Origin of the sequence: Kutzneria sp. NPDC052558, from assembly GCF_044547355.1 — a bacterium.
Lineage (GTDB): Bacteria > Actinomycetota > Actinomycetes > Mycobacteriales > Pseudonocardiaceae > Kutzneria.
Window position 1 is genome coordinate 370,479 of the sequence record NZ_JBIUAG010000008.1, and the last position, 17,011, is coordinate 387,489.

The following is a 17,011-nucleotide window of genomic DNA, read 5'->3' on the forward strand; positions in this document are numbered from 1 at the left end:
TCGACTCAAGTTTGCCAGGCGAACCGGAGTTGAGTCCAGTCCGCTCAAGCTTCCTGCTCGTCCAACGCGAGACCCGACTCGGATGTTCCCACCGCTGTGCGATCCCGGCCACGTCAAGTAGTTACTGACCAGTAACTTCGTTTAGGCTCCCTGGACGACTTGTCCGTAGCGAAGGGGCGAGGGAGCAATGGGTGCTCTACAGATCACGCTCGGCGTGATCGGTGTTGCCGTCAGCGTCGTCGCGTGGGGGATGTTCGCCGCGGCCGTGCTGCGCCAGGTGCGAACCATCCGGCTCGGTCAGCCCGACCCCACCCGCAACGGCCCGTTCCTGCCCAGGCTCGGCACCCTGGTCAAGGAGTTCGCGGCGCACACCAGGATGGCCAAGGTGCGCACCGTCGCGCCGTGGCACTGGCTGGTGATGTGGGGCTTCCTGATCGGCTCCCTCGTGCTGTTCGAGGCCTACGGCGAGGTCTTCGTGCCGGCCTGGCACTGGCCGGTCATCGGCGACTGGGCGGTGTGGAACCTCGTCACCGAGGTGCTCGGCGTCGGCACCGTGGTCGGCGGCGTGGCCCTGGCGGTGATCCGCCAGCTCAACCACCCGCGGCGGGCCGACCGGCTGTCCCGGTTCGCCGGCTCCAACTTCAAGCAGGCCTACTTCGTCGAGGCCGTGGTCATCATCGAGGGCCTGGGCATCCTCGGCGTGAAGGCGTTCAAGGAGGCCAGCGGGCTGGAGGACCAGCCGCTGTGGGCCAACTTCGTCACCGCGCCGCTGGGGCACCTGCTGCCGGCCAACCCCGACCTGGTGTCGGTGATGGCCGTGATCAAGCTGCTGTCCGGCATGATCTGGCTCGCCGTGGTGTCGAAGAACCTGACCATGGGCGTGGCCTGGCACCGGTTCAGCGCCTTCTTCAACATCTACTTCAAGCGCGAGGACGACGGCGCGGTGGCGCTGGGCGCGCTGCGGCCGATGATGAGCGCCGGCAAGCCGCTGGACTTCGAGGAGGCCGACCCGGAGAAGGACGTCTTCGGGGCGGGCAAGGTCGAGGACTTCAGCTGGAAGGGCTGGCTGGACTTCAGCACCTGCACCGAGTGCGGCCGCTGCCAGTCCCAGTGCCCGGCCTGGAACACCGGCAAGCCGCTCTCGCCCAAGCTGGTCATCACCCAGCTGCGCGACCACGCCTACGCCAAGGCCCCGTACCTGCTGGCCGGCGGCCGCAAGGACATGGGCGGCGACGAGATCGGCATCGTCGGCGACGACGCCGAGGCCCGGCTGGCCAAGATCGACGTGCTCGCCCTGGCCGAGTCCGGCCGGCCGCTGATCGGCGGCCCCGAGGAGATGGGCGTCATCGACCCGGACGTGCTGTGGTCGTGCACCAGCTGCGGCGCCTGCGTCGAGCAGTGCCCGGTCGACATCGAGCACGTCGACCACATCGTCGACATGCGCCGCTACCAGGTGCTGATCGAGTCGAACTTCCCCACCGAGCTCGGCGGGATGTTCAAGAACCTGGAGAACAAGGGCAACCCCTGGGGCCAGAACGCCAAGGACCGGCTGGCCTGGACCGAGGGGCTGCCGTTCGAGGTGCCGGTGTTCGACGGCGAGCTGGCCGCCGACGTCGAGTACCTGTTCTGGGTCGGCTGCGCCGGCGCGTTCGAGGACCGGGCCAAGAAGACCACCCAGGCGGTGGCCGAGCTGCTGCACAACGCCGACGTCAAGTTCACCGTGCTCGGGCCGGAGGAGACCTGCACCGGCGACCCGGCCCGCCGCGCCGGCAACGAGTTCCTGTTCCAGATGCTGGCCCAGCAGAACGTCGAGGTGCTCAACACCGTCTTCGACGGGCGTGAGCCGGGCAAGCGCAAGATCGTCGTCACCTGCGCGCACTGCTTCAACACCCTGGCCAACGAGTACCCGCAGCTGGGCGGCGAGTACGAGGTCGTGCACCACACCCAGCTGCTCAACAAGCTGGTGCGGGAGAAGCGGCTGGTGCCGGTGGCCCCGATCGCCGAGGACGTCACCTACCACGACCCGTGCTACCTGGGCCGGCACAACAAGGTCTACGACGCGCCGCGCGAGCTGGTCGGCGCGACCGGGGCCGAGCTGCGGGAGATGCCCCGGCACGGCGACCGGTCCATGTGCTGCGGCGCCGGCGGCGCGCGGATGTGGATGGAGGAGCGGATCGGCAAGCGGATCAACGTCGAGCGGGTGGACGAGGCGCTGGGCACCGCCCCGACGAAGATCGCCACCGGCTGCCCGTTCTGCCGGGTGATGCTCAGCGACGGCCTGACCGCCCGCAAGTCCGAGCAGGCCGCCGGCGAGCACGTCGAGGTCGTCGACGTGGCGCAGCTGCTGCTGGCCGCGGTCAAGCGGGGCGACGAGCAGCCCGCGGCTCGCTAGATCGGGTCGTGCGAAAGGGGCGGAGCCGGTCGGCTCCGCCCCTTTTGTCGTTTCACGCGCGGCGGCGACGGGCCACGAAGATCGCCACGAAGCCGACCGCCAGCAGCGACAGGCCGCCGACCAGCGGCCACACCGGGTCGACGCCGGTGTTGGCCAGCGCCGCCGGCTTCACCACCGGCTGGGTCCTGGGGGCGGTGGTGGCCGGCGCGGTGGTCGTGGTCGGCGCCGGGTCGGTCGTGGTGGTCGGGTCCGTCGTCGCGCTGCCGCCGTCGTCGACCGTCTTCAGCGGGGCCGAAGCCTTGTCGTTCGCCCCGTCGACATCGCTGGCCCGGTCGATCAGGTCGGCGGTCACCACGCCGTCGACCGGCTTGGTCACCTTGCCGCTGACCTCACGAACGCGCGGCGTGTTCGGCTGCTGCGCCCGCAGGAAGCGGATGTCCAGCCCCGTCGTGCCCACCGGGTCGGCCGTGGAGCTCGGGCCGTCGTAGTGATCGAGCTGCACGCCCTCCGGGAAGACCACCCGCACGCCCACAAAGGACGGGAAGTCGTTGTTCTCGATGTCGATCTCGTAGGTCACGTCGTCGCCGACCTTGACCGGGCCGGTCTGCTTCGGCGTGATCTTCACCTTCGCGTCGGACTTGGTCGGCATGAAGCCGGCGTCCACGTTGGCGATCACCCCGTCGACCGGCTTCTGGTGCAGCGTGAGCCAGCCGTCGTTCCAGTCGAAGTCGGAGTCGGTCGTCGGGCCGCCCTGGTTCGGGCGGGTCAGCACGAACCGGCCGTCGTCGATGCCGCGGGCCGCGGCCTGCAGCTGCGCCCCGTCGGCAGGCATGCCGGTCAGCGTGTAGTGGCCGGTCGTGTCGGTGGTGGTGTCGCCGATCTTGACGCCCGGCAGCAGCGGCTCGTCGGCCTGGCGGATCCCGTCCCCATTCAGGTCCTTCCAGGCGACGCCCGAGATGGTGACGGTGTTGGTGTCGGCGTGCGCGGTGGCGACGGACAGTAGCGGCAGACCGAGTGCAAGAGCCGCCACGGCGATGCGCTTCATTGGAATTTCCCCCCTGCGGTGGTGTTGTCCACATACAGAAGACGCGTCTTCACCACCCGGGTTGCCTTGCGGCACAAGGGAAATCGACTGTCCATCATCGACTGTTCAGGTGAACCTCAAAGGACGCGCGAACTCTTAACCCGGTTGCGTCCGGACTCGGTTACGGTAATTCCCGTGGCGGACGAAGGCAGTGGCGAAAGCACACTCACCGTGTTGGTGGCGCTCGGCATCAACATCGGCATCGCCCTGATGAAGGCGGTGGCCGGCGTCCTCAGCGGCTCGGCCGCGATGCTGGCCGAGGCCGGGCACTCGGTGGCCGACACCATCACCGAGGCGCTGCTGCTCACCGCACTGCGCCGCTCCGAGCGGCCGGCCGACCGGCGGCACCCCTTCGGCTACGGCAAGGAACGCTACTTCTGGTCCCTGCTGGCCGCCGTGTCGATCTTCACCTCCGGCGCCGTGTTCGCGTTCATCCAGGGCTATGACGCCCTGACCGGTGGCGAAGCCGACCAGGGCAACCCCACCGTCGCCTACATCGTGCTGGCGCTGGGCTTCCTGCTCGAGTCCGTGTCGCTGTCGCGGGCCCTCGTGCAGATCCGCAAGGAGGCCGCCGAGGAGGGCGCCTCCATCGCCAAGTACCTGGCCGACATCGACGACCCCACCGCCAAGACCGTGTTCTTCGAGGACGCCGCCGCCCTCATTGGCCTGCTGCTGGCCTTCCTCGGGCTGCTGCTGCACCAGCTCACCGGCTCCGTCGTCTACGACGGCGTCGCCTCGCTGCTCATCGCCGTGCTGCTCGCCGTGTGCGCCTACGTGCTCGGGCGGACCAACCGGGGCCTGCTCATCGGCCGCCAGGCCGACGGCGCCCTCGTCCGCGCCGTGCGGGCCCGGCTCGCCGCCGCCCCCGAGGTCGAGGTCGTCGTCGACCTGCTCACCATGCTCACCGGCACCGACCGGGTGCTGCTGTGCGCCCGCCTCGACTTCGACGACGCCCTCGGCGCCGCCGACCTCGAACGGGCCTGCGTGCGCATCGCCGCCGAACTCACCGTCGAGTTCCCCTCCCTCGACGAGATCTTCCTCGAGCCCGTGCCCCGCGAGGACCAGGACCTGCGGGCCCGCATCCTCGCCCGCTACGGGCAGGAGTTCGTCGCCGACTAGCGGCTCGTGTCCGTGCGCTGGAAGTTCAGGTACGACCTCGACGGCGTCGGGCCCCGCTGGCCCTGATACCTCGAGCCCGCCCGCTTCGAACCGTACGGGTGCTCCGCCGGGCTCTCCAGCCGGAACAGGCACAGCTGGCCGATCTTCATGCCCGGCCACAGCGTGATCGGCAGGTTCGAGACGTTGGACAGCTCCAACGTGATGTGCCCCTCGAACCCCGGGTCGATGAACCCCGCGGTCGAGTGCGTCAACAGTCCCAGCCGCCCCAGCGAGGACTTCCCCTCCAACCGCCCGGCAAGATCGTCCGGCAGGCTCACCCGCTCGAACGTCGCCCCCAACACGAACTCGCCCGGGTGCAGCACAAAGGGCTCCTCGCCCTCCGTCTCCACCAGCGTCGTCAGGTCGTCCTGCTGCCGACTCGGGTCGATGTGGGTGTACTTGGTGTTGTTGAACACCCGGAAGAACCGGTCCAGCCGCACGTCGATGCTCGACGGCTGAACAAGATCCAGGTCCAACGGCTCCAACACCAGCCGTCCAGACTCGATCTCTTTGCGCAGGTCCCGGTCACTCAGCAGCACCCCGACACCATAGCCGCCCACCCAGGTGCTGGACGCCCGCGCCCGCTCGTGTAAGCTAAGGAACGATCATGCGGGTGTAGTTCAATGGTAGAATGACAGCTTCCCAAGCTGTAAACGCGGGTTCGATTCCCGTCACCCGCTCGGGGTTGAGGGGTCTATGTTCGCAGAAAGCGCGAACCTGGACCCCTCGCCGTGTTTTGTGGGGCTCTCGCCCCACGCCCCAAGCAAGGGGGCTTCGCCCCCTTGACCCCCGTCGGGTGGGTTAGAGGCTCCATGGGGGTCGGCTTCGCTTCGCTCGCCTGCGGGGTGGGGGGCGGCTTCGCTTCGCTCGCCGATTGAGTAGGCGCGGATGGCTTCGGGTGGTTGGGGCTTGTGCGGGTGTGCCGCGCAGTTGTGCCCTATGGCGGGTGGCCATGAACCTCTGAGCAGGGCCGCATCCTGGAGCTGGTGGGTGGGCGGCGGTGAATGGGCCGGCGAGACCGCGCCTGGCCGAACCGCCCATCGATCACAACCTTAGGCAGGCCACCAAATCCATCCCCCACCCGTTCCCGGGGGGCGACCCCGAGCCCATTCTACCGGCGGAAACGTGGGGGAGATCTTGGAATCGGGCGGCTGTGGATAGTTCGGGGGGGCTGTGGACAACGTGGGCACGCCTTAGTCCCGTGCTGCTAGGAGGGCGTCGAAGACTGACTTGAGGTGGGGGCGGTTCTGGCGGCCGCGGCGGGTGGCCAGGTAGATGGGGTTGAGGACGGGGGTGGAGGGGCGGTGCAGGATCGCCAGGCGGCCGGCGGCGAGGGCGGCGCGGGCGTGGTGGATGGGGACGACGGAGAGCAGGGAGCTGTTGGCGGCGTAGGCGAGGATCGAGGTGATGTCGGGGATGGTGACGGCGGCGTCGGGGGCGGGCAGGTCCCAGCAGGAGCGGAAGTAGCGGCGCAGCATGGGCATGGCCTCGGAGTAGCCGACGAAGCGGTGCGAGGCGAGGTCCTCGATGCGGAACGGGGGCTGGTCGGGGCGGCCGATGAGGACGAACTCCTCGTCGAACCAGTGGCGAAGGTGCAGGCGGGTGCGGGGAGCGCCCTCGATCTTGGTGACGACGGCGATGTCGAGCCGGTCGTCGAGCAGGGCGTCGACGAGGTCGTCGGACAGGCCGACACGATGGCGCAGGCACACGCCGGAGTCGGCCAGGGGGCCGAGGGCGGTGGCGATGTGCTGGTCGAACTGGGCGGCGGGGGCGCCGAGAAAGACGGGGCCGGCGTCGAGGGTGCGGTGGCCGTCGATGACGAGGTCCAGGCCGTCCAGGTGCGGGGCGACCTCGACGGCCAGGACGTGACCGGCCTCGGTGGGGGCGATGCCCCGGCCGGCGCGGGCGAACAGGGGCCGGCCGGTGAAGGCCTCGACGGTGCGCAGATGGTGCGACACCGCGGGCTGTGACAAACCCAACTGCTCGGCGGCCCGGGCCACGCCGCCGGTGCGGTAGACGGCGAGGAACGAACGCAGTGCGACCAGGTCCTGGGCGGTGGACACGGCCACAGCTTATCGGTGAGCCGCCATGCCATAAATCTGACGAATGAATGGGGGCACGGCAGGCAATGGCCCGGGCAACGGGGCCGGACGTTTCATGAGGCCTGCCAACATCCTTCGAGGAGGACCCCATGATCGACCGCCGGACCCTGATCGGCAGCGGCGGCGCCGCCGTCCTCGGCGCGCTCGCGTTGACCGCGGTCGCCGACGGCACCGCCCTGGCCGCCGACGCGTCGCCGAGCCTGCTGCCCGACCCCGCCACCACTCCCGTGCCCAACCCGCCCTACCCGGCCAACCTGACCGCCCGGGAACGCCAGCACCTCAAGACGTTCGACGAACTCGACTTCGTGGTCTTCACCCAGGCCGACTGGGCCCGCCTGCACGAGAGCCACGCCCGCACCATCCGCGTGCACTGGCCAGACGGCCACTACACCGACGGCATCGACAAGCACATCGCCGACCTGGCCGCGATGTTCGTGTGGGCCCCCGACACCCGCATCCACAGCCACCCGCTGCGCGTCGCCAAGGACAACCTCACCGCCGTCACCGGCGTCATGCAAGGCACCTTCACCCGCCCCATGCCCGACGGCCACGGCGGCTTCATCAAGCCCACCGGCCGCAAGTACTCCATCAGCATGGCCACCGTCGGCATCTGGAACCGCCAGGGCACGATGGACGAGGAATTCCTCTTCTGGGACAACGCGAACTTCAACCAGCAGATCGGCATCGGCTGACCGGGATCAGGCGAACTGGGTCAGGGACAGGGTGTTGCCCTCGGGGTCGCGGAACCAGGCGACCTGGGAGCCGTCGGGGGTGGTCCAGATGCCGACGGAGTCCTGGCTCATGCCGTCGTAGCGGGTGAAGGCGACGCCGCGGGTGGCGAGGTGGGCGACGGTGGCGCGGAGGTCGGGCACGGACCAGCCGAGGATGGTGAAGGGCTGTGGCTGCAAGGACTCCACCTTGGTCACGCGGAGCATGACGTTGCCGGCGCGGAAGACGGCGGCGAAGGGGGTGGTCTCCTGGTGCTCCAGCCCGAGGACGGCGCCGTAGAACTCGACGGCGCGGTCGAGGTCGGTGGCGGGGGCGAAGGCGATGAGGTCCATGCCGTTCACCATCCCGGCTCGACGATCGAATGTGAACGACGAGCCGGCAGGTGAGCGCGGCTCGGCGGATGGCTCGTCCTGCGTCGGGGGGCGTCCGCAGGACGAGTTCTCCACACGTGCGCGGATCGCCGCGCGATCAGCACGGTACGCAGCCCCGCTGGCGGTCCGCAGAGTCGTAAGGCCCTAATCGCCCGTTCGGATGGACGTACGGCGCGGGCGGAGCACACAGAACTCGTTCCCGTCGGGATCGGCGAGCACTGTCCACGGCGAATCGCCCTGCCCGACATCGGCCGGCACGGCGCCGGCGGCGAGCAGGCGGGAGACGTCGGCGGCGGGGTCGTCGCCCGGCAGCGGACGGACGTCGAGGTGCACGCGGTTCTTGGCCGTCTTGGTGGCGGGACTGTCGATGAACTCCAGCCAGGCGCCGGCCTCGCCGGGCAGCGACGCCCAGTTGGGGCCGGAACGGGTCATCGGCCGGCCGGTGGCCTCGGCCCAGAAGCGGGCCATGGCAAGGGAATCATGCGCGGCGACGACAACGGCGGCGACGGGCCCGATGCCGCTGTACTCGTCCCGCTGCTCCAGCACGCACAGCTCGTTGCCCTCGGGGTCGGCCAGCACCACCCACGGCACGTCAGGCCCCTGGCCGACGTCGGCGTGCCGGGCGCCCAGGCCGAGCAGCCGGTCCACGATCGCGGCCTGGTCCTGCGCCGACTCGCTGGCCAGGTCCAGGTGCACCCGGTTCTGCTCGACCTTGGGCTCGCTCACCGGCACAAAACAGAGGTCGAAGCCGGGCAGCCCGACATCGACCTCGTTCTCGTCCTGGTAGGTGATCGGGACGCCGAGCGCGGCCGACCAGAAGCCCGCGAGGGCGACCGGGTCGGCCGCGTCGACGACCACGTTGTCCAGTCGGGTAGCCATGCCGACGACGCTACCCAGGGGGTCTGACAGTTCAGACGTTCACGCGCTCGCGCAGCTCCAGCTCGATCTGCTCCAGCGTGCGCCCCTTGGTCTCCGGCACGAACCTCGTCACCAGCAGCACCAGGACGATGCAGACCGCGGCGAAGATCCACGCCGCCCCGGCCAGGCCGAGGTTGGTGTACATGACCGGGAACACGAAGGTGATGGTGAACGTCGCCGCCCACAGCACGACGCTCGCGGTGCCGGTGCCGATGCCGCGGACCCGCAGCGGGAACACCTCGCCGATCATGACCCACACGACCGCGCCCCAGCCCAGCTCGTAGCCGGCAAGGAACAGGATCAGCAGCACCAGGGTGATCGGGCCGATGACGCCGGTGTCCTTGATGAAGCTGACGCACAGGCCGAGCACGATCAGCGTCACGGCCATCAGCAGGCCGCCGACCTGCAACAGCGGCCGCCGACCCCACCGGTCGACCACGAACATCTCACCCACCGTGAACAGCACCTTGACGATGCCGAGCACGACGGCCGCCAGCAGCGACGCGGCCGCGCCGAAGCCGAGGTTGTTGAACATGATCGGGGCGTAGGTGTTGACCGCGTTGACGCCGGAGAACTGCTGGCCGACGGCCAGGATCAGGGCCACCACCAGCGCGGGCCGCGCCCACTTGGCGGTCAGGTCCTTCAGCGTGCCCTTGGCCTGCTGGCCGTCCAGCCGGATGATCTCCTTGATCTCGTCGAACTCCGCCTCGACGCCCTGGCCCTGCAGCGTGCTGGACAGCACCTCGCGGGCCTCGTCCTCACGGCCGTTCTTGAGCAGCCAGCGGGGCGACTCCGGCATCCGCAGCATGCCGACCAGCAGGATCACCGCCGGGATGATCGCGGCCGCGATCATGGCCCGCCAGTTTGCCGAGTCGGCCAGGATGTCGTCGACGATGTAGGCGATGAGGATGCCGCTGACGATCATCAGCTGGTTCAGCGACGAGAGCATGCCGCGGACCTTGCCCGGGGCCAGCTCGGCCAGGTAGGTCGGCACGGTCGCGGACGACGCGCCGACCGCGACGCCGACGATGAACCGGAACGCCACCAGCACCTCGAACGACGGTGCGAAGGTGCAGCCGACGGTGCCCAGCGCGAACACCGTGGCGGCGACGATGATCGTGCGCCGCCGGCCGAGCGAGTCGGCCAGCTTGATGACCAGCAGCGCGCCGATGATGGCGCCGGCCGCCAGCGCGCCGTTGACGAAGCCCTGCTGGACCGCGTCGAGGTTCCAGATCTTCTTGATGAACAGCAGTACACCTGAGATGACGCCCAGGTCGTAGCCGAACAGGATGCCGCCGAGGGCACCGAAGAAGAACAGCGTTCCTCTGTTGATGTTCCGCCGTGCTGGCAGACCCTCCGTTTGCGTCACGCCAGATCGCCTCGTTTCTGTGATCCGACCCGCGCGAGTCGGTTCCGTGCGGAAGACCGCGATCCGGCGGCGGACGGACCCGGCATCCACTCAGGATGTGTGACGTAGGTCCTACGTGCGTATTTCGGCGGGCGCCAGACCCTCCCGAGCGATTGAGTCACATTTGTGACTGACTTTCATGTAGGTGAACACATGGGCGGTTCGTCACCCGAATGGGGGAGAAAGCGAGCCGCTCCGGCCGCCGTCGCGTCAGCCCTGGTCCGCGCGGTCGTCCCCTGTACCCCGAGGGAGGAAGATCGGAGCCCCGCATGACCGCACCCCACATCGCGGGCCAGCGCACCGCCCCTGTCCAGCGCCGCCGCCACGCCACCATCGGCGTCGCCCTGCTCGACCAGGTGCCGCTGTTCCGCGAGGGCCTGTCCACGCTGGTCGGCCGGACCCCGGGACTGCACTGGACCGGCGCCGCCCGCGACCACCGCGCGGCCGCGCACCTGCACGAGCGGCACCAGCCCGACGTGCTGCTCATCGACTCCGCGCTGGACCCGCTCGGCCACTTCACCCGGGTGCTCACCGAGCACGACGAGCGGCTGGTCGTGCTGACACTGCTCCGAGAGGGTCACTGCACCGCCGAGTTCGCCGAGCGGGCGTTCCGCCGCGGCGCCCGCGGCCTGGTGTCCAGACAGGCCGAGCCGGCGCAGATCGTGCAGGCCATCCACAACACGCCGATCAGCCGCCGCTACGTCGACGCGGCGCTGGCCCCGCTGCTGGCCGCCACCGACGCCGACGCCCCGGCCACCAGCGCGCTGCTGACCCGCCGCGAGTTCGAGGTGCTCCAGCTGATCGCCGACGGCCTGGAGAACCGGGCCGTCGCGGCGGCGCTGTTCGTGTCCGTGGAGACGGTGCGAACCCACATCAAGGGGATGCTGCGCAAGCTCGGGGCGCGCGATCGGGCACACGCCGTGGCCATCTCCTACCGAATCGGGTTGCTCGTGGCCGGCGCCGACCGGTGAACTAGGGGCCGTGATCTCCCTGGCCTTCGTCGTCACCTGCGTGCTGGTCCTGATCGCCCCCGGCCCCTCGCTGGCCGTGATGCTGACGCAGTCGCTGCGATCGGGGCGGGCCGGCGGGCTGGCCACGGTGGCCGGCAACACCATGGGCCTGGCGGTCTGGGCGACCGCGTCGGCGTTCGGGCTGACGGCACTGGTCCGCACATCGGAGATCGCGTTTGTGGTGCTCAAGGTGGCCGGCGCGGTCTATCTGTGCTGGCTGGGCATCCAGTCGCTGCGGCGCTCCCGACACGAGCCGGCCCCGCTGGCCACCGCCGAGGACACCGGCCGTCCCAGCCCCATGGCCTCGCTGCGGGCCGGCTTCATGACCAATGTGACCAACCCGAAGGCGGCTGTGCTCTATCTCGCGCTGTTGCCGCAGTTCCTGCCGCCGGACGGCAACCCGCTGCTGGACACGTTCGTGCTCGCGGGCGTCCAGATGGCGCTGAGCGCGAGCTACTACACGCTGCTGGTGCTGGCGATCGGTCTGGCCCGGCGGGTCCTGAGCCGCCCGGTGGTGCGCCGCTGGCTGGACCGCGTCAGCGGGCTGGTGCTGGTCGGTCTGGGTATCCGTATGGTCACGCTGAGCCGCGCCGCACTCTAGGGATCAGCCACAACCGGGCGAAGAGCCTTGCCGGGGGTTACTGGCAGGTAATATCCTGTTGTTACCGGCTAGTAGGGGAGCAAGGAAGCCATGGGCCACTACAAGAGCAACGTTCGTGACCTGGAGTTCAACCTCTTCGAGGTGTTCAACGTCCAGGACAGCCTCGGCAGCGGGCCGTTCGAGCAGGCCGACGAGGACACCGCCCGTGGCGTCCTCAGCGAGCTCAACAACGTGGCGACCGGCCCCCTGGCGGAGTCGTTCGCCGACGCCGACCGCAATCCGCCGGTCTTCGACCCGGCGACGCACTCGGCCACGCTGCCCGAGTCGTTCAAGAAGTCCTACAAGGCGCTGTGGGACGGCGAGTGGTACCGCCTGTCCCTGCCCGAGGAGCTGGGCGGCTTCGGCATCCCGCCGTCGGTGCAGTGGGCCGCCGCCGAGCTGATCCTGGGCGCCAACCCGGCCGCCTTCATGTACATGGCCGGCGCCAGCTTCGCCGCGATCATGCACAAGAACGGCAACGAGGAGCAGAAGCGCTGGTCCCAGATCACCATCGACCGCGCCTGGGGCGCCACGATGGTGCTCACCGAGCCGGACGCCGGCTCGGACGTGGGCGTCGGCCGCACCAAGGCCGTGCTCCAGGAGGACGGCACCTGGCACCTGGACGGCGTGAAGCGCTTCATCACGTCCGGCGACCAGGACATGACCGAGAACATCATGCACATGGTGCTGGCCCGCCCTGAGGGCCCCGGCATCGAGTCGAAGCCCGGCACCAAGGGCCTGAGCCTGTTCCTGGTGCCCAAGTTCCACTTCGACACCAACACCGGCGAGCTGGGCGAGCGCAACGGCGCCTTCGTCACCAACGTCGAGCACAAGATGGGCCTCAAGGTCTCCACCACCTGCGAGCTGACCTTCGGCCAGCACGGCGTGCCGGCCAAGGGCTGGCTGCTCGGCGACGTGCACGACGGCATCGCGCAGATGTTCCAGGTCATCGAGCACGCCCGGATGATGGTCGGCACCAAGGCCATCGCCACGCTGTCCACCGGTTACCTCAACGCCCTGGCCTACGCCAAGGAGCGGGTGCAGAGCGCCGACCTGACCCAGATGACCGACAAGACCGCGCCGCGGGTGACCATCACCCACCACCCGGACGTGCGCCGCAGCCTGATGTTGCAGAAGGCCTACGCCGAGGGCCTGCGCGCGGTGTACCTCTACACCGCGACCTTCCAGGACCAGATCCTCGCCGGCGCCGGCGACGTCAAGCTGGCCGAGAAGATCAACGACCTGCTGCTGCCGATCGTCAAGGGCGTCGGCTCCGAGCGGGCCTACGAGCAGCTGGCCCAGTCGCTGCAGACCCTGGGCGGCTCCGGCTTCCTCCAGGACTACCCGATCGAGCAGTACATCCGCGACTCCAAGATCGACAGCCTGTACGAGGGCACCACCGCCATCCAGTCGCTGGACTTCTTCTTCCGCAAGATCATCCGGGACAAGGGCCAGGCGCTGGGCTTCATCAACAACGAGATCCAGCAGTTCCTGGACAACGAGGGCGGCAACGGCCAGCTCAAGGAGGGCCGCGCGGCCCTGGCCCAGGCGTTGCAGGACCTGCAGGGCATGCTCGGCACGATGATCGGCTTCCTGACCTCGTCGCAGGAGGACGTGCGCAACGTCTACAAGGTCGGCCAGAACACCGTGCGGCTGCTGCTGTCGGCCGGCGACGTGCTGGTCGGCTGGCTGCTGCTGCGCCAGGCCGAGGTGGCGCTGGGCGCGCTGGCCGGCGCCCCGTCGGCCAAGGACAAGGCCTTCTACGAGGGCAAGGTCGCGGTGGCGAACTTCTTCGCCAAGTCCGTGCTGCCCGAGCTGAGCGCCCGCCGCAAGGTCGTCGAGACCACCGACAACGCGCTGATGGACGTGGACGAGTCCGTGTTCTGATCCGGAAACGACAGAAGGGCCCCTCCGCTTCGGAGGGGCCCTTTTGTGGTTCTAGAGGTAGAGGCCGGTGCCCGCCTCGGTCTCCTCGGTGGCGACCGCGTGGATGTCGCGCTCGCGCATGACGGTGTAGGTCTGGGCCTGCACCTCGACCTCGAGCTGGTCCTCGGGGTTGAACAGCACCCGGTCGCCGACCTTGACGTTGCGCACGTGCCCGCCGACCCCGAGCACATCACCCCAGGCCAACCGCTTCGCGACCTGCGCGGTGGCCGGAATGACGATGCCGCCGCTGCTGCGGCGCTCACCGTCCTCCGGCGAGATCTTCACCAGCACCCGGTCGTGCAGCATCTGGATCTGGAGCTTCGACTCTGCCACGACGGAAAGTCTACTTCGCCTGCTCGTCGACCCCACCCATGACCAGCGCCAGCCGGGCCGGGCCGGCCGCCGACACCCGGACCGGGACGCCCCAGTCCTGCCGGGTCAACCGGCACACCGGGTGCTCGACGCCGGGGCCGTCGTCACAGCTGGCGGCCTGGGCCACGACGTGCAGCACGCCCTCCTCGAAGCCATCGGCGATGGTCAACTTCCTTGTCAAGTCGGTGGATTCGCCCGCCCCGGCCACGATCAGGCCGGGCGGCGACGACGTGATCTCCAGGCGGGTCGACGGGCCGTAGCGGTCGTCCAGCTTCTGCCCCGGCGGCGGCGTGAACACCACGGCCAGTTCGAGCTCGCCGACACCGATGTCCGACGGCGGCCGCCGCACCTGGTGGGCCTCGCCGGCGACCAGCTTCGCCGAAACCCCCGGCGGCACCGGACGTTCCAGCCGGTGCGCGGCCGAGGCCACCACCACCAACTCACCGTCCACAATGGCCGCTCCGGACGGCTCGGCGACATCGGTCGCCAGCGTCGACACCTCGCCGGTTTCCGGCTCATAGCGTCGAATCGCCGAGTTGTAGGTATCCGCGATCGCCACGCTGCCGTCCGGCAGCACCGCCACGCCGAGCGGATGCTGCAACAGCGCCTGGTCGGCCGCGCCGTCGCGGTGGCCGAAGTCGAACAATCCTTGCCCCACCGCGGTGTGCACCTCGAAGTCCCCGTCGCCATCACGGTCGATCCACCGCAGCGCCGAGGTTTCCGAGTCGGCCAGCCACAACGTGTCGCCGTCGGCCGCGAGACCCGAGGTCTGAGCGAAGAACGCCTCCGCCGCCGGGCCGTCCTTGAGACCCTCCACTGTGGTGCCGGCGAACCGACGCACCGTCCCGGCGATCGGGTCGAACAGGCTCAGCGTGTGATTCCCTGACATGGCAACAACAACGCCGTCGGCCGGCGCCCACCAGGCCACGTCCCACGGGCTCGTCAGGTCGATCTTGTCCGCCGGCCCGTCGGTGTCGCCCATGCGCCACTGCTCGCCCGTGCCCGCCACCGTGGTGACCTTGCCGGTGCTCAGCTCGATGCCTCGCAGCAGGTGGTTCACCGTGTCCGCGACCACCACGTCGTAACCGACCTGCGCGGCGATTTCCTTGGGCAGCAAGGCAATCCCCGCCGGCTCCGAGAACGTCGCCTCGCTCGGGCCACCGTCGGCCCGCCCACGTTCGCCCGTGCCGATGCGCCGCAGCACCGTCTCGCCATCCGCAGCCAGCTCGACCACGCTGTGATGCGCCGAGTCCGTCACGAGCAGCGTTTCCGTTGGTGTCACGGCAATCTTGGCCGGGAACCGCAGCTCCGTCGCCGGCTGCTGCGGCGGCACGTACGGCCCGTCCCCTCGGCGCAGCGCGCCCTTCGCCTCGTGCTCGTCGATCAGCTCAGCGATGATCCTGCGCAGCGCCTCCACATGCCCTTCGCCCGCGGCCACGTGCACCACGTAGCCCTCCGGGTCCACCAGCACCAGCGTCGGCCACGCCTTCACCGCGTAGTTCTGCCACGTCGTCAGCTTCGGGTCATCCAACACCGGGTGGTGCACCTCGTACCGCTCCACCGCCGCCGCGAGCGCGTCCGCGTCCGCCTCATGCACGAACTTCGGCGAGTGCACCCCGATCGTCACCAGCACGTCGTCGAACTCCGCCTCCAACGGCCGCAGCTCGTCCAGCACGTGCAAGCAGTTGATGCAGCAGAACGTCCAGAAGTCCAACAGCACGATCCGCCCCCGCAACTCCGCGAGCGTGATCGCCTTCCCCCCGGTGTTCAGCCACCCGCGTCCGACCAGCTCAGGAGCACGAACCCGGGCACGACGCTTCGCAGTGGTCACATCCTGAGTCAACACCAGATCCCGGATCAGGTATTTCCCTGTCCACCTGGCGGAACCCCGCCGATCGGTAGCGCTGTCCGGATGGAAGACACTGCCGAGGAACTCCTGCGCATGGGCTTCGAGCGGGTACACACCGAGATCGAGCGGTACAACGGCCCCTGGCTGGGCGTCGCCGACGTCCATGGCGCCCCGCACTACTTCAGCCGCACCAGTCACGACGACCGGTACTTCGTGTGGCCGGTCGACGAGGAGACGTTCGCGCTGGAGCGGGAGACGTGGTTGATCTATATCGCCTGGCTCCGCCGCTACCACGCCGGCGAGACACCGAAGTCCCATCCCACCGACAACGGCGACGTTCGTTACGACGAGCTGGAGGCCCTGGCGAAGCCGCGCCGGGCGGTCCCCGACGACGCACACGTCCTGCAAGCCGAGTGGGGCGACAATTCCGATCTTCTCGGGCTCGTCGCGCCAGAGGGTCCGGACTACCTGGTCCGATGGAGCGAGCCGGCGTGACCTAGCGCACGGAGTGCGGGCCGAGGATCTCGACGCCGTAGGCGCCGACTCGGCGTTGGAGGCCGCGGTCGGCGGTGACGACGTAGATGGGGCGGCCGGAGGTGGACTGGTCGGCGACGAGTTCGACGATGGCGTCGTCGCCGGAGTGGGGGGCGACGTGCACCTGAACGGTGGGGGAGCTGGTGACGGTGCGGGCTTTGCCTTCGACGACGAGGATCACGTCGACGGGGGCGCCGGTCTGTGGGAGGCCGGTGGTGGAGAGGCCGGCCAGGGAGTCGCGCAGTCTGGTGGTGGCGCCGGCGCGGTCGCGCCACCAGCCGTCGGGGACGGAGCCGACGACGTTGGCGGCGTCGATGACGAGCAGCGGCGTGGACACGGGCACCAAGGTACAACGTAAAAAGGCCCGCTGCGGGCCGAGGAAACCTTGGGGTCTCAACTCGGCCCGCAGCGGGCAAAATATGTTCGGCGGCGTCCTACTCTCCCACACCCTCACGAGTGCAGTACCATCGGCGCTGGAGGGCTTAGCTTCCGGGTTCGGAATGGGACCGGGCGTTTCC

Annotated in this window: 16 protein-coding genes, 1 tRNA gene and 1 rRNA gene; 8 read left to right on the forward strand and 10 right to left on the reverse strand. The window is 69.4% G+C overall.

Annotated features, from left to right (window positions below; all coding sequences use genetic code 11):
* Positions 1-187 precede the first annotated feature (187 nt).
* Positions 188-2,392 carry a (Fe-S)-binding protein gene (locus ACIG5F_RS17850; RefSeq protein ID WP_396518787.1) on the forward strand — a complete coding sequence of 735 codons (2,205 nt, stop codon included), beginning with the start codon at positions 188-190 and terminating at the stop codon, positions 2,390-2,392.
* 52 nt (positions 2,393-2,444) lie between these two features.
* On the opposite strand, the gene ACIG5F_RS17855 is transcribed toward ACIG5F_RS17850, so the two are convergent.
* Positions 2,445-3,437: a hypothetical protein gene (locus tag ACIG5F_RS17855; protein ID WP_396518788.1), complete on the reverse strand. Its 993-nt coding sequence runs from the start codon at positions 3,435-3,437 to the stop codon at positions 2,445-2,447.
* 174 nt (positions 3,438-3,611) lie between these two features.
* Between ACIG5F_RS17855 and ACIG5F_RS17860 the strand changes: the two genes are divergently transcribed.
* Positions 3,612-4,595, forward strand: coding sequence for a cation diffusion facilitator family transporter (locus tag ACIG5F_RS17860; RefSeq protein WP_396518789.1), 984 nt, complete (start codon positions 3,612-3,614; stop codon positions 4,593-4,595).
* Here the strand turns inward: ACIG5F_RS17860 and dcd are convergent.
* Complete coding sequence (gene dcd / locus ACIG5F_RS17865) at positions 4,592-5,173, reverse strand: dCTP deaminase (RefSeq protein WP_396518790.1); 582 nt, start codon at positions 5,171-5,173, stop codon at positions 4,592-4,594. The genes ACIG5F_RS17860 and dcd overlap by 4 nt on opposite strands.
* Before the next feature lie 70 nt (positions 5,174-5,243).
* Between dcd and ACIG5F_RS17870 the strand changes: the two genes are divergently transcribed.
* Positions 5,244-5,314: transfer RNA gene (locus tag ACIG5F_RS17870), tRNA-Gly, on the forward strand.
* A gap of 513 nt (positions 5,315-5,827) precedes the next feature.
* Here the strand turns inward: ACIG5F_RS17870 and ACIG5F_RS17875 are convergent.
* Complete coding sequence (locus ACIG5F_RS17875; protein WP_396518791.1) at positions 5,828-6,697, reverse strand: LysR family transcriptional regulator; 870 nt, start codon at positions 6,695-6,697, stop codon at positions 5,828-5,830.
* 128 nt (positions 6,698-6,825) lie between these two features.
* On the opposite strand from ACIG5F_RS17875, the gene ACIG5F_RS17880 reads away from it, so the two are divergent.
* The gene (locus ACIG5F_RS17880; RefSeq protein ID WP_396518792.1) at positions 6,826-7,428 is read left to right on the forward strand and encodes an ester cyclase; all 603 of its coding nucleotides are present in this window, start codon (positions 6,826-6,828) and stop codon (positions 7,426-7,428) included.
* A 6-nt stretch (positions 7,429-7,434) separates the two neighbouring features.
* Here the strand turns inward: ACIG5F_RS17880 and ACIG5F_RS17885 are convergent, their stop codons facing one another.
* The 3 genes from ACIG5F_RS17885 to ACIG5F_RS17895 all read right to left on the reverse strand — a co-directional run bounded on the left by ACIG5F_RS17885 (position 7,435) and on the right by ACIG5F_RS17895 (position 10,123).
* On the reverse strand, positions 7,435-7,797 hold the full coding sequence (locus ACIG5F_RS17885) for a VOC family protein (protein WP_396518793.1): 363 nt from the start codon (positions 7,795-7,797) through the stop codon (positions 7,435-7,437).
* A 183-nt stretch (positions 7,798-7,980) separates the two neighbouring features.
* Positions 7,981-8,715, reverse strand: a complete 735-nt coding sequence (locus ACIG5F_RS17890) for a VOC family protein (RefSeq protein ID WP_396518794.1) — start codon at positions 8,713-8,715, stop codon at positions 7,981-7,983.
* Positions 8,716-8,746: 31 nt separating this feature from the next.
* Entirely contained in the window at positions 8,747-10,123 is a 1,377-nt protein-coding gene (locus ACIG5F_RS17895; protein WP_396518795.1) for a sugar porter family MFS transporter, read from the reverse strand.
* A 308-nt stretch (positions 10,124-10,431) separates the two neighbouring features.
* On the opposite strand from ACIG5F_RS17895, the gene ACIG5F_RS17900 reads away from it, so the two are divergent.
* The 3 genes from ACIG5F_RS17900 to ACIG5F_RS17910 all read left to right on the forward strand — a co-directional run bounded on the left by ACIG5F_RS17900 (position 10,432) and on the right by ACIG5F_RS17910 (position 13,699).
* The gene (locus ACIG5F_RS17900; protein WP_396518796.1) at positions 10,432-11,133 is read left to right on the forward strand and encodes a response regulator transcription factor; all 702 of its coding nucleotides are present in this window, start codon (positions 10,432-10,434) and stop codon (positions 11,131-11,133) included.
* Positions 11,134-11,143: 10 nt separating this feature from the next.
* The gene (locus tag ACIG5F_RS17905) at positions 11,144-11,773 is read left to right on the forward strand and encodes a LysE family translocator (RefSeq protein WP_396518797.1); all 630 of its coding nucleotides are present in this window, start codon (positions 11,144-11,146) and stop codon (positions 11,771-11,773) included.
* A gap of 90 nt (positions 11,774-11,863) precedes the next feature.
* Positions 11,864-13,699, forward strand: coding sequence for an acyl-CoA dehydrogenase (locus ACIG5F_RS17910; RefSeq protein ID WP_396518798.1), 1,836 nt, complete (start codon positions 11,864-11,866; stop codon positions 13,697-13,699).
* A 51-nt stretch (positions 13,700-13,750) separates the two neighbouring features.
* Here the strand turns inward: ACIG5F_RS17910 and ACIG5F_RS17915 are convergent, their stop codons facing one another.
* Both ACIG5F_RS17915 and ACIG5F_RS17920 read right to left on the reverse strand, forming a co-directional pair.
* A complete protein-coding gene (locus tag ACIG5F_RS17915) occupies positions 13,751-14,044 on the reverse strand; it encodes a GroES family chaperonin (protein WP_396518823.1) in 294 nt (97 codons plus the stop codon).
* A gap of 37 nt (positions 14,045-14,081) precedes the next feature.
* A complete protein-coding gene (locus ACIG5F_RS17920) occupies positions 14,082-15,941 on the reverse strand; it encodes an NHL domain-containing thioredoxin family protein (RefSeq protein WP_396518799.1) in 1,860 nt (619 codons plus the stop codon).
* Between the two features lie 81 nt (positions 15,942-16,022).
* Between ACIG5F_RS17920 and ACIG5F_RS17925 the strand changes: the two genes are divergently transcribed.
* Entirely contained in the window at positions 16,023-16,454 is a 432-nt protein-coding gene (locus tag ACIG5F_RS17925; protein WP_396518800.1) for a hypothetical protein, read from the forward strand.
* 1 nt (position 16,455) lies between these two features.
* Here the strand turns inward: ACIG5F_RS17925 and ACIG5F_RS17930 are convergent, their stop codons facing one another.
* Both ACIG5F_RS17930 and rrf read right to left on the reverse strand, forming a co-directional pair.
* A complete protein-coding gene (locus tag ACIG5F_RS17930) occupies positions 16,456-16,830 on the reverse strand; it encodes an NTP pyrophosphohydrolase (protein WP_396518801.1) in 375 nt (124 codons plus the stop codon).
* An 84-nt stretch (positions 16,831-16,914) separates the two neighbouring features.
* Positions 16,915-17,011, reverse strand: a 5S ribosomal RNA gene (gene rrf, locus ACIG5F_RS17935); the annotation flags it as partial.

Coding starts and splice junctions, on each gene's coding strand:
- ACIG5F_RS17880 (WP_396518792.1), top strand. CDS start 6,826: ATGATCGACCGCCGGACCCTGATCGGCAGCGGCGGCGCCGCCGTCCTC.
- ACIG5F_RS17925 (WP_396518800.1), top strand. CDS start 16,023: ATGGAAGACACTGCCGAGGAACTCCTGCGCATGGGCTTCGAGCGGGTA.
- ACIG5F_RS17890 (WP_396518794.1), bottom strand. CDS start 8,715: ATGGCTACCCGACTGGACAACGTGGTCGTCGACGCGGCCGACCCGGTC.
- ACIG5F_RS17855 (WP_396518788.1), bottom strand. CDS start 3,437: ATGAAGCGCATCGCCGTGGCGGCTCTTGCACTCGGTCTGCCGCTACTG.
- ACIG5F_RS17900 (WP_396518796.1), top strand. CDS start 10,432: ATGACCGCACCCCACATCGCGGGCCAGCGCACCGCCCCTGTCCAGCGC.
- ACIG5F_RS17885 (WP_396518793.1), bottom strand. CDS start 7,797: ATGGACCTCATCGCCTTCGCCCCCGCCACCGACCTCGACCGCGCCGTC.
- ACIG5F_RS17850 (WP_396518787.1), top strand. CDS start 188: ATGGGTGCTCTACAGATCACGCTCGGCGTGATCGGTGTTGCCGTCAGC.
- ACIG5F_RS17910 (WP_396518798.1), top strand. CDS start 11,864: ATGGGCCACTACAAGAGCAACGTTCGTGACCTGGAGTTCAACCTCTTC.
- ACIG5F_RS17915 (WP_396518823.1), bottom strand. CDS start 14,044: ATGCTGCACGACCGGGTGCTGGTGAAGATCTCGCCGGAGGACGGTGAG.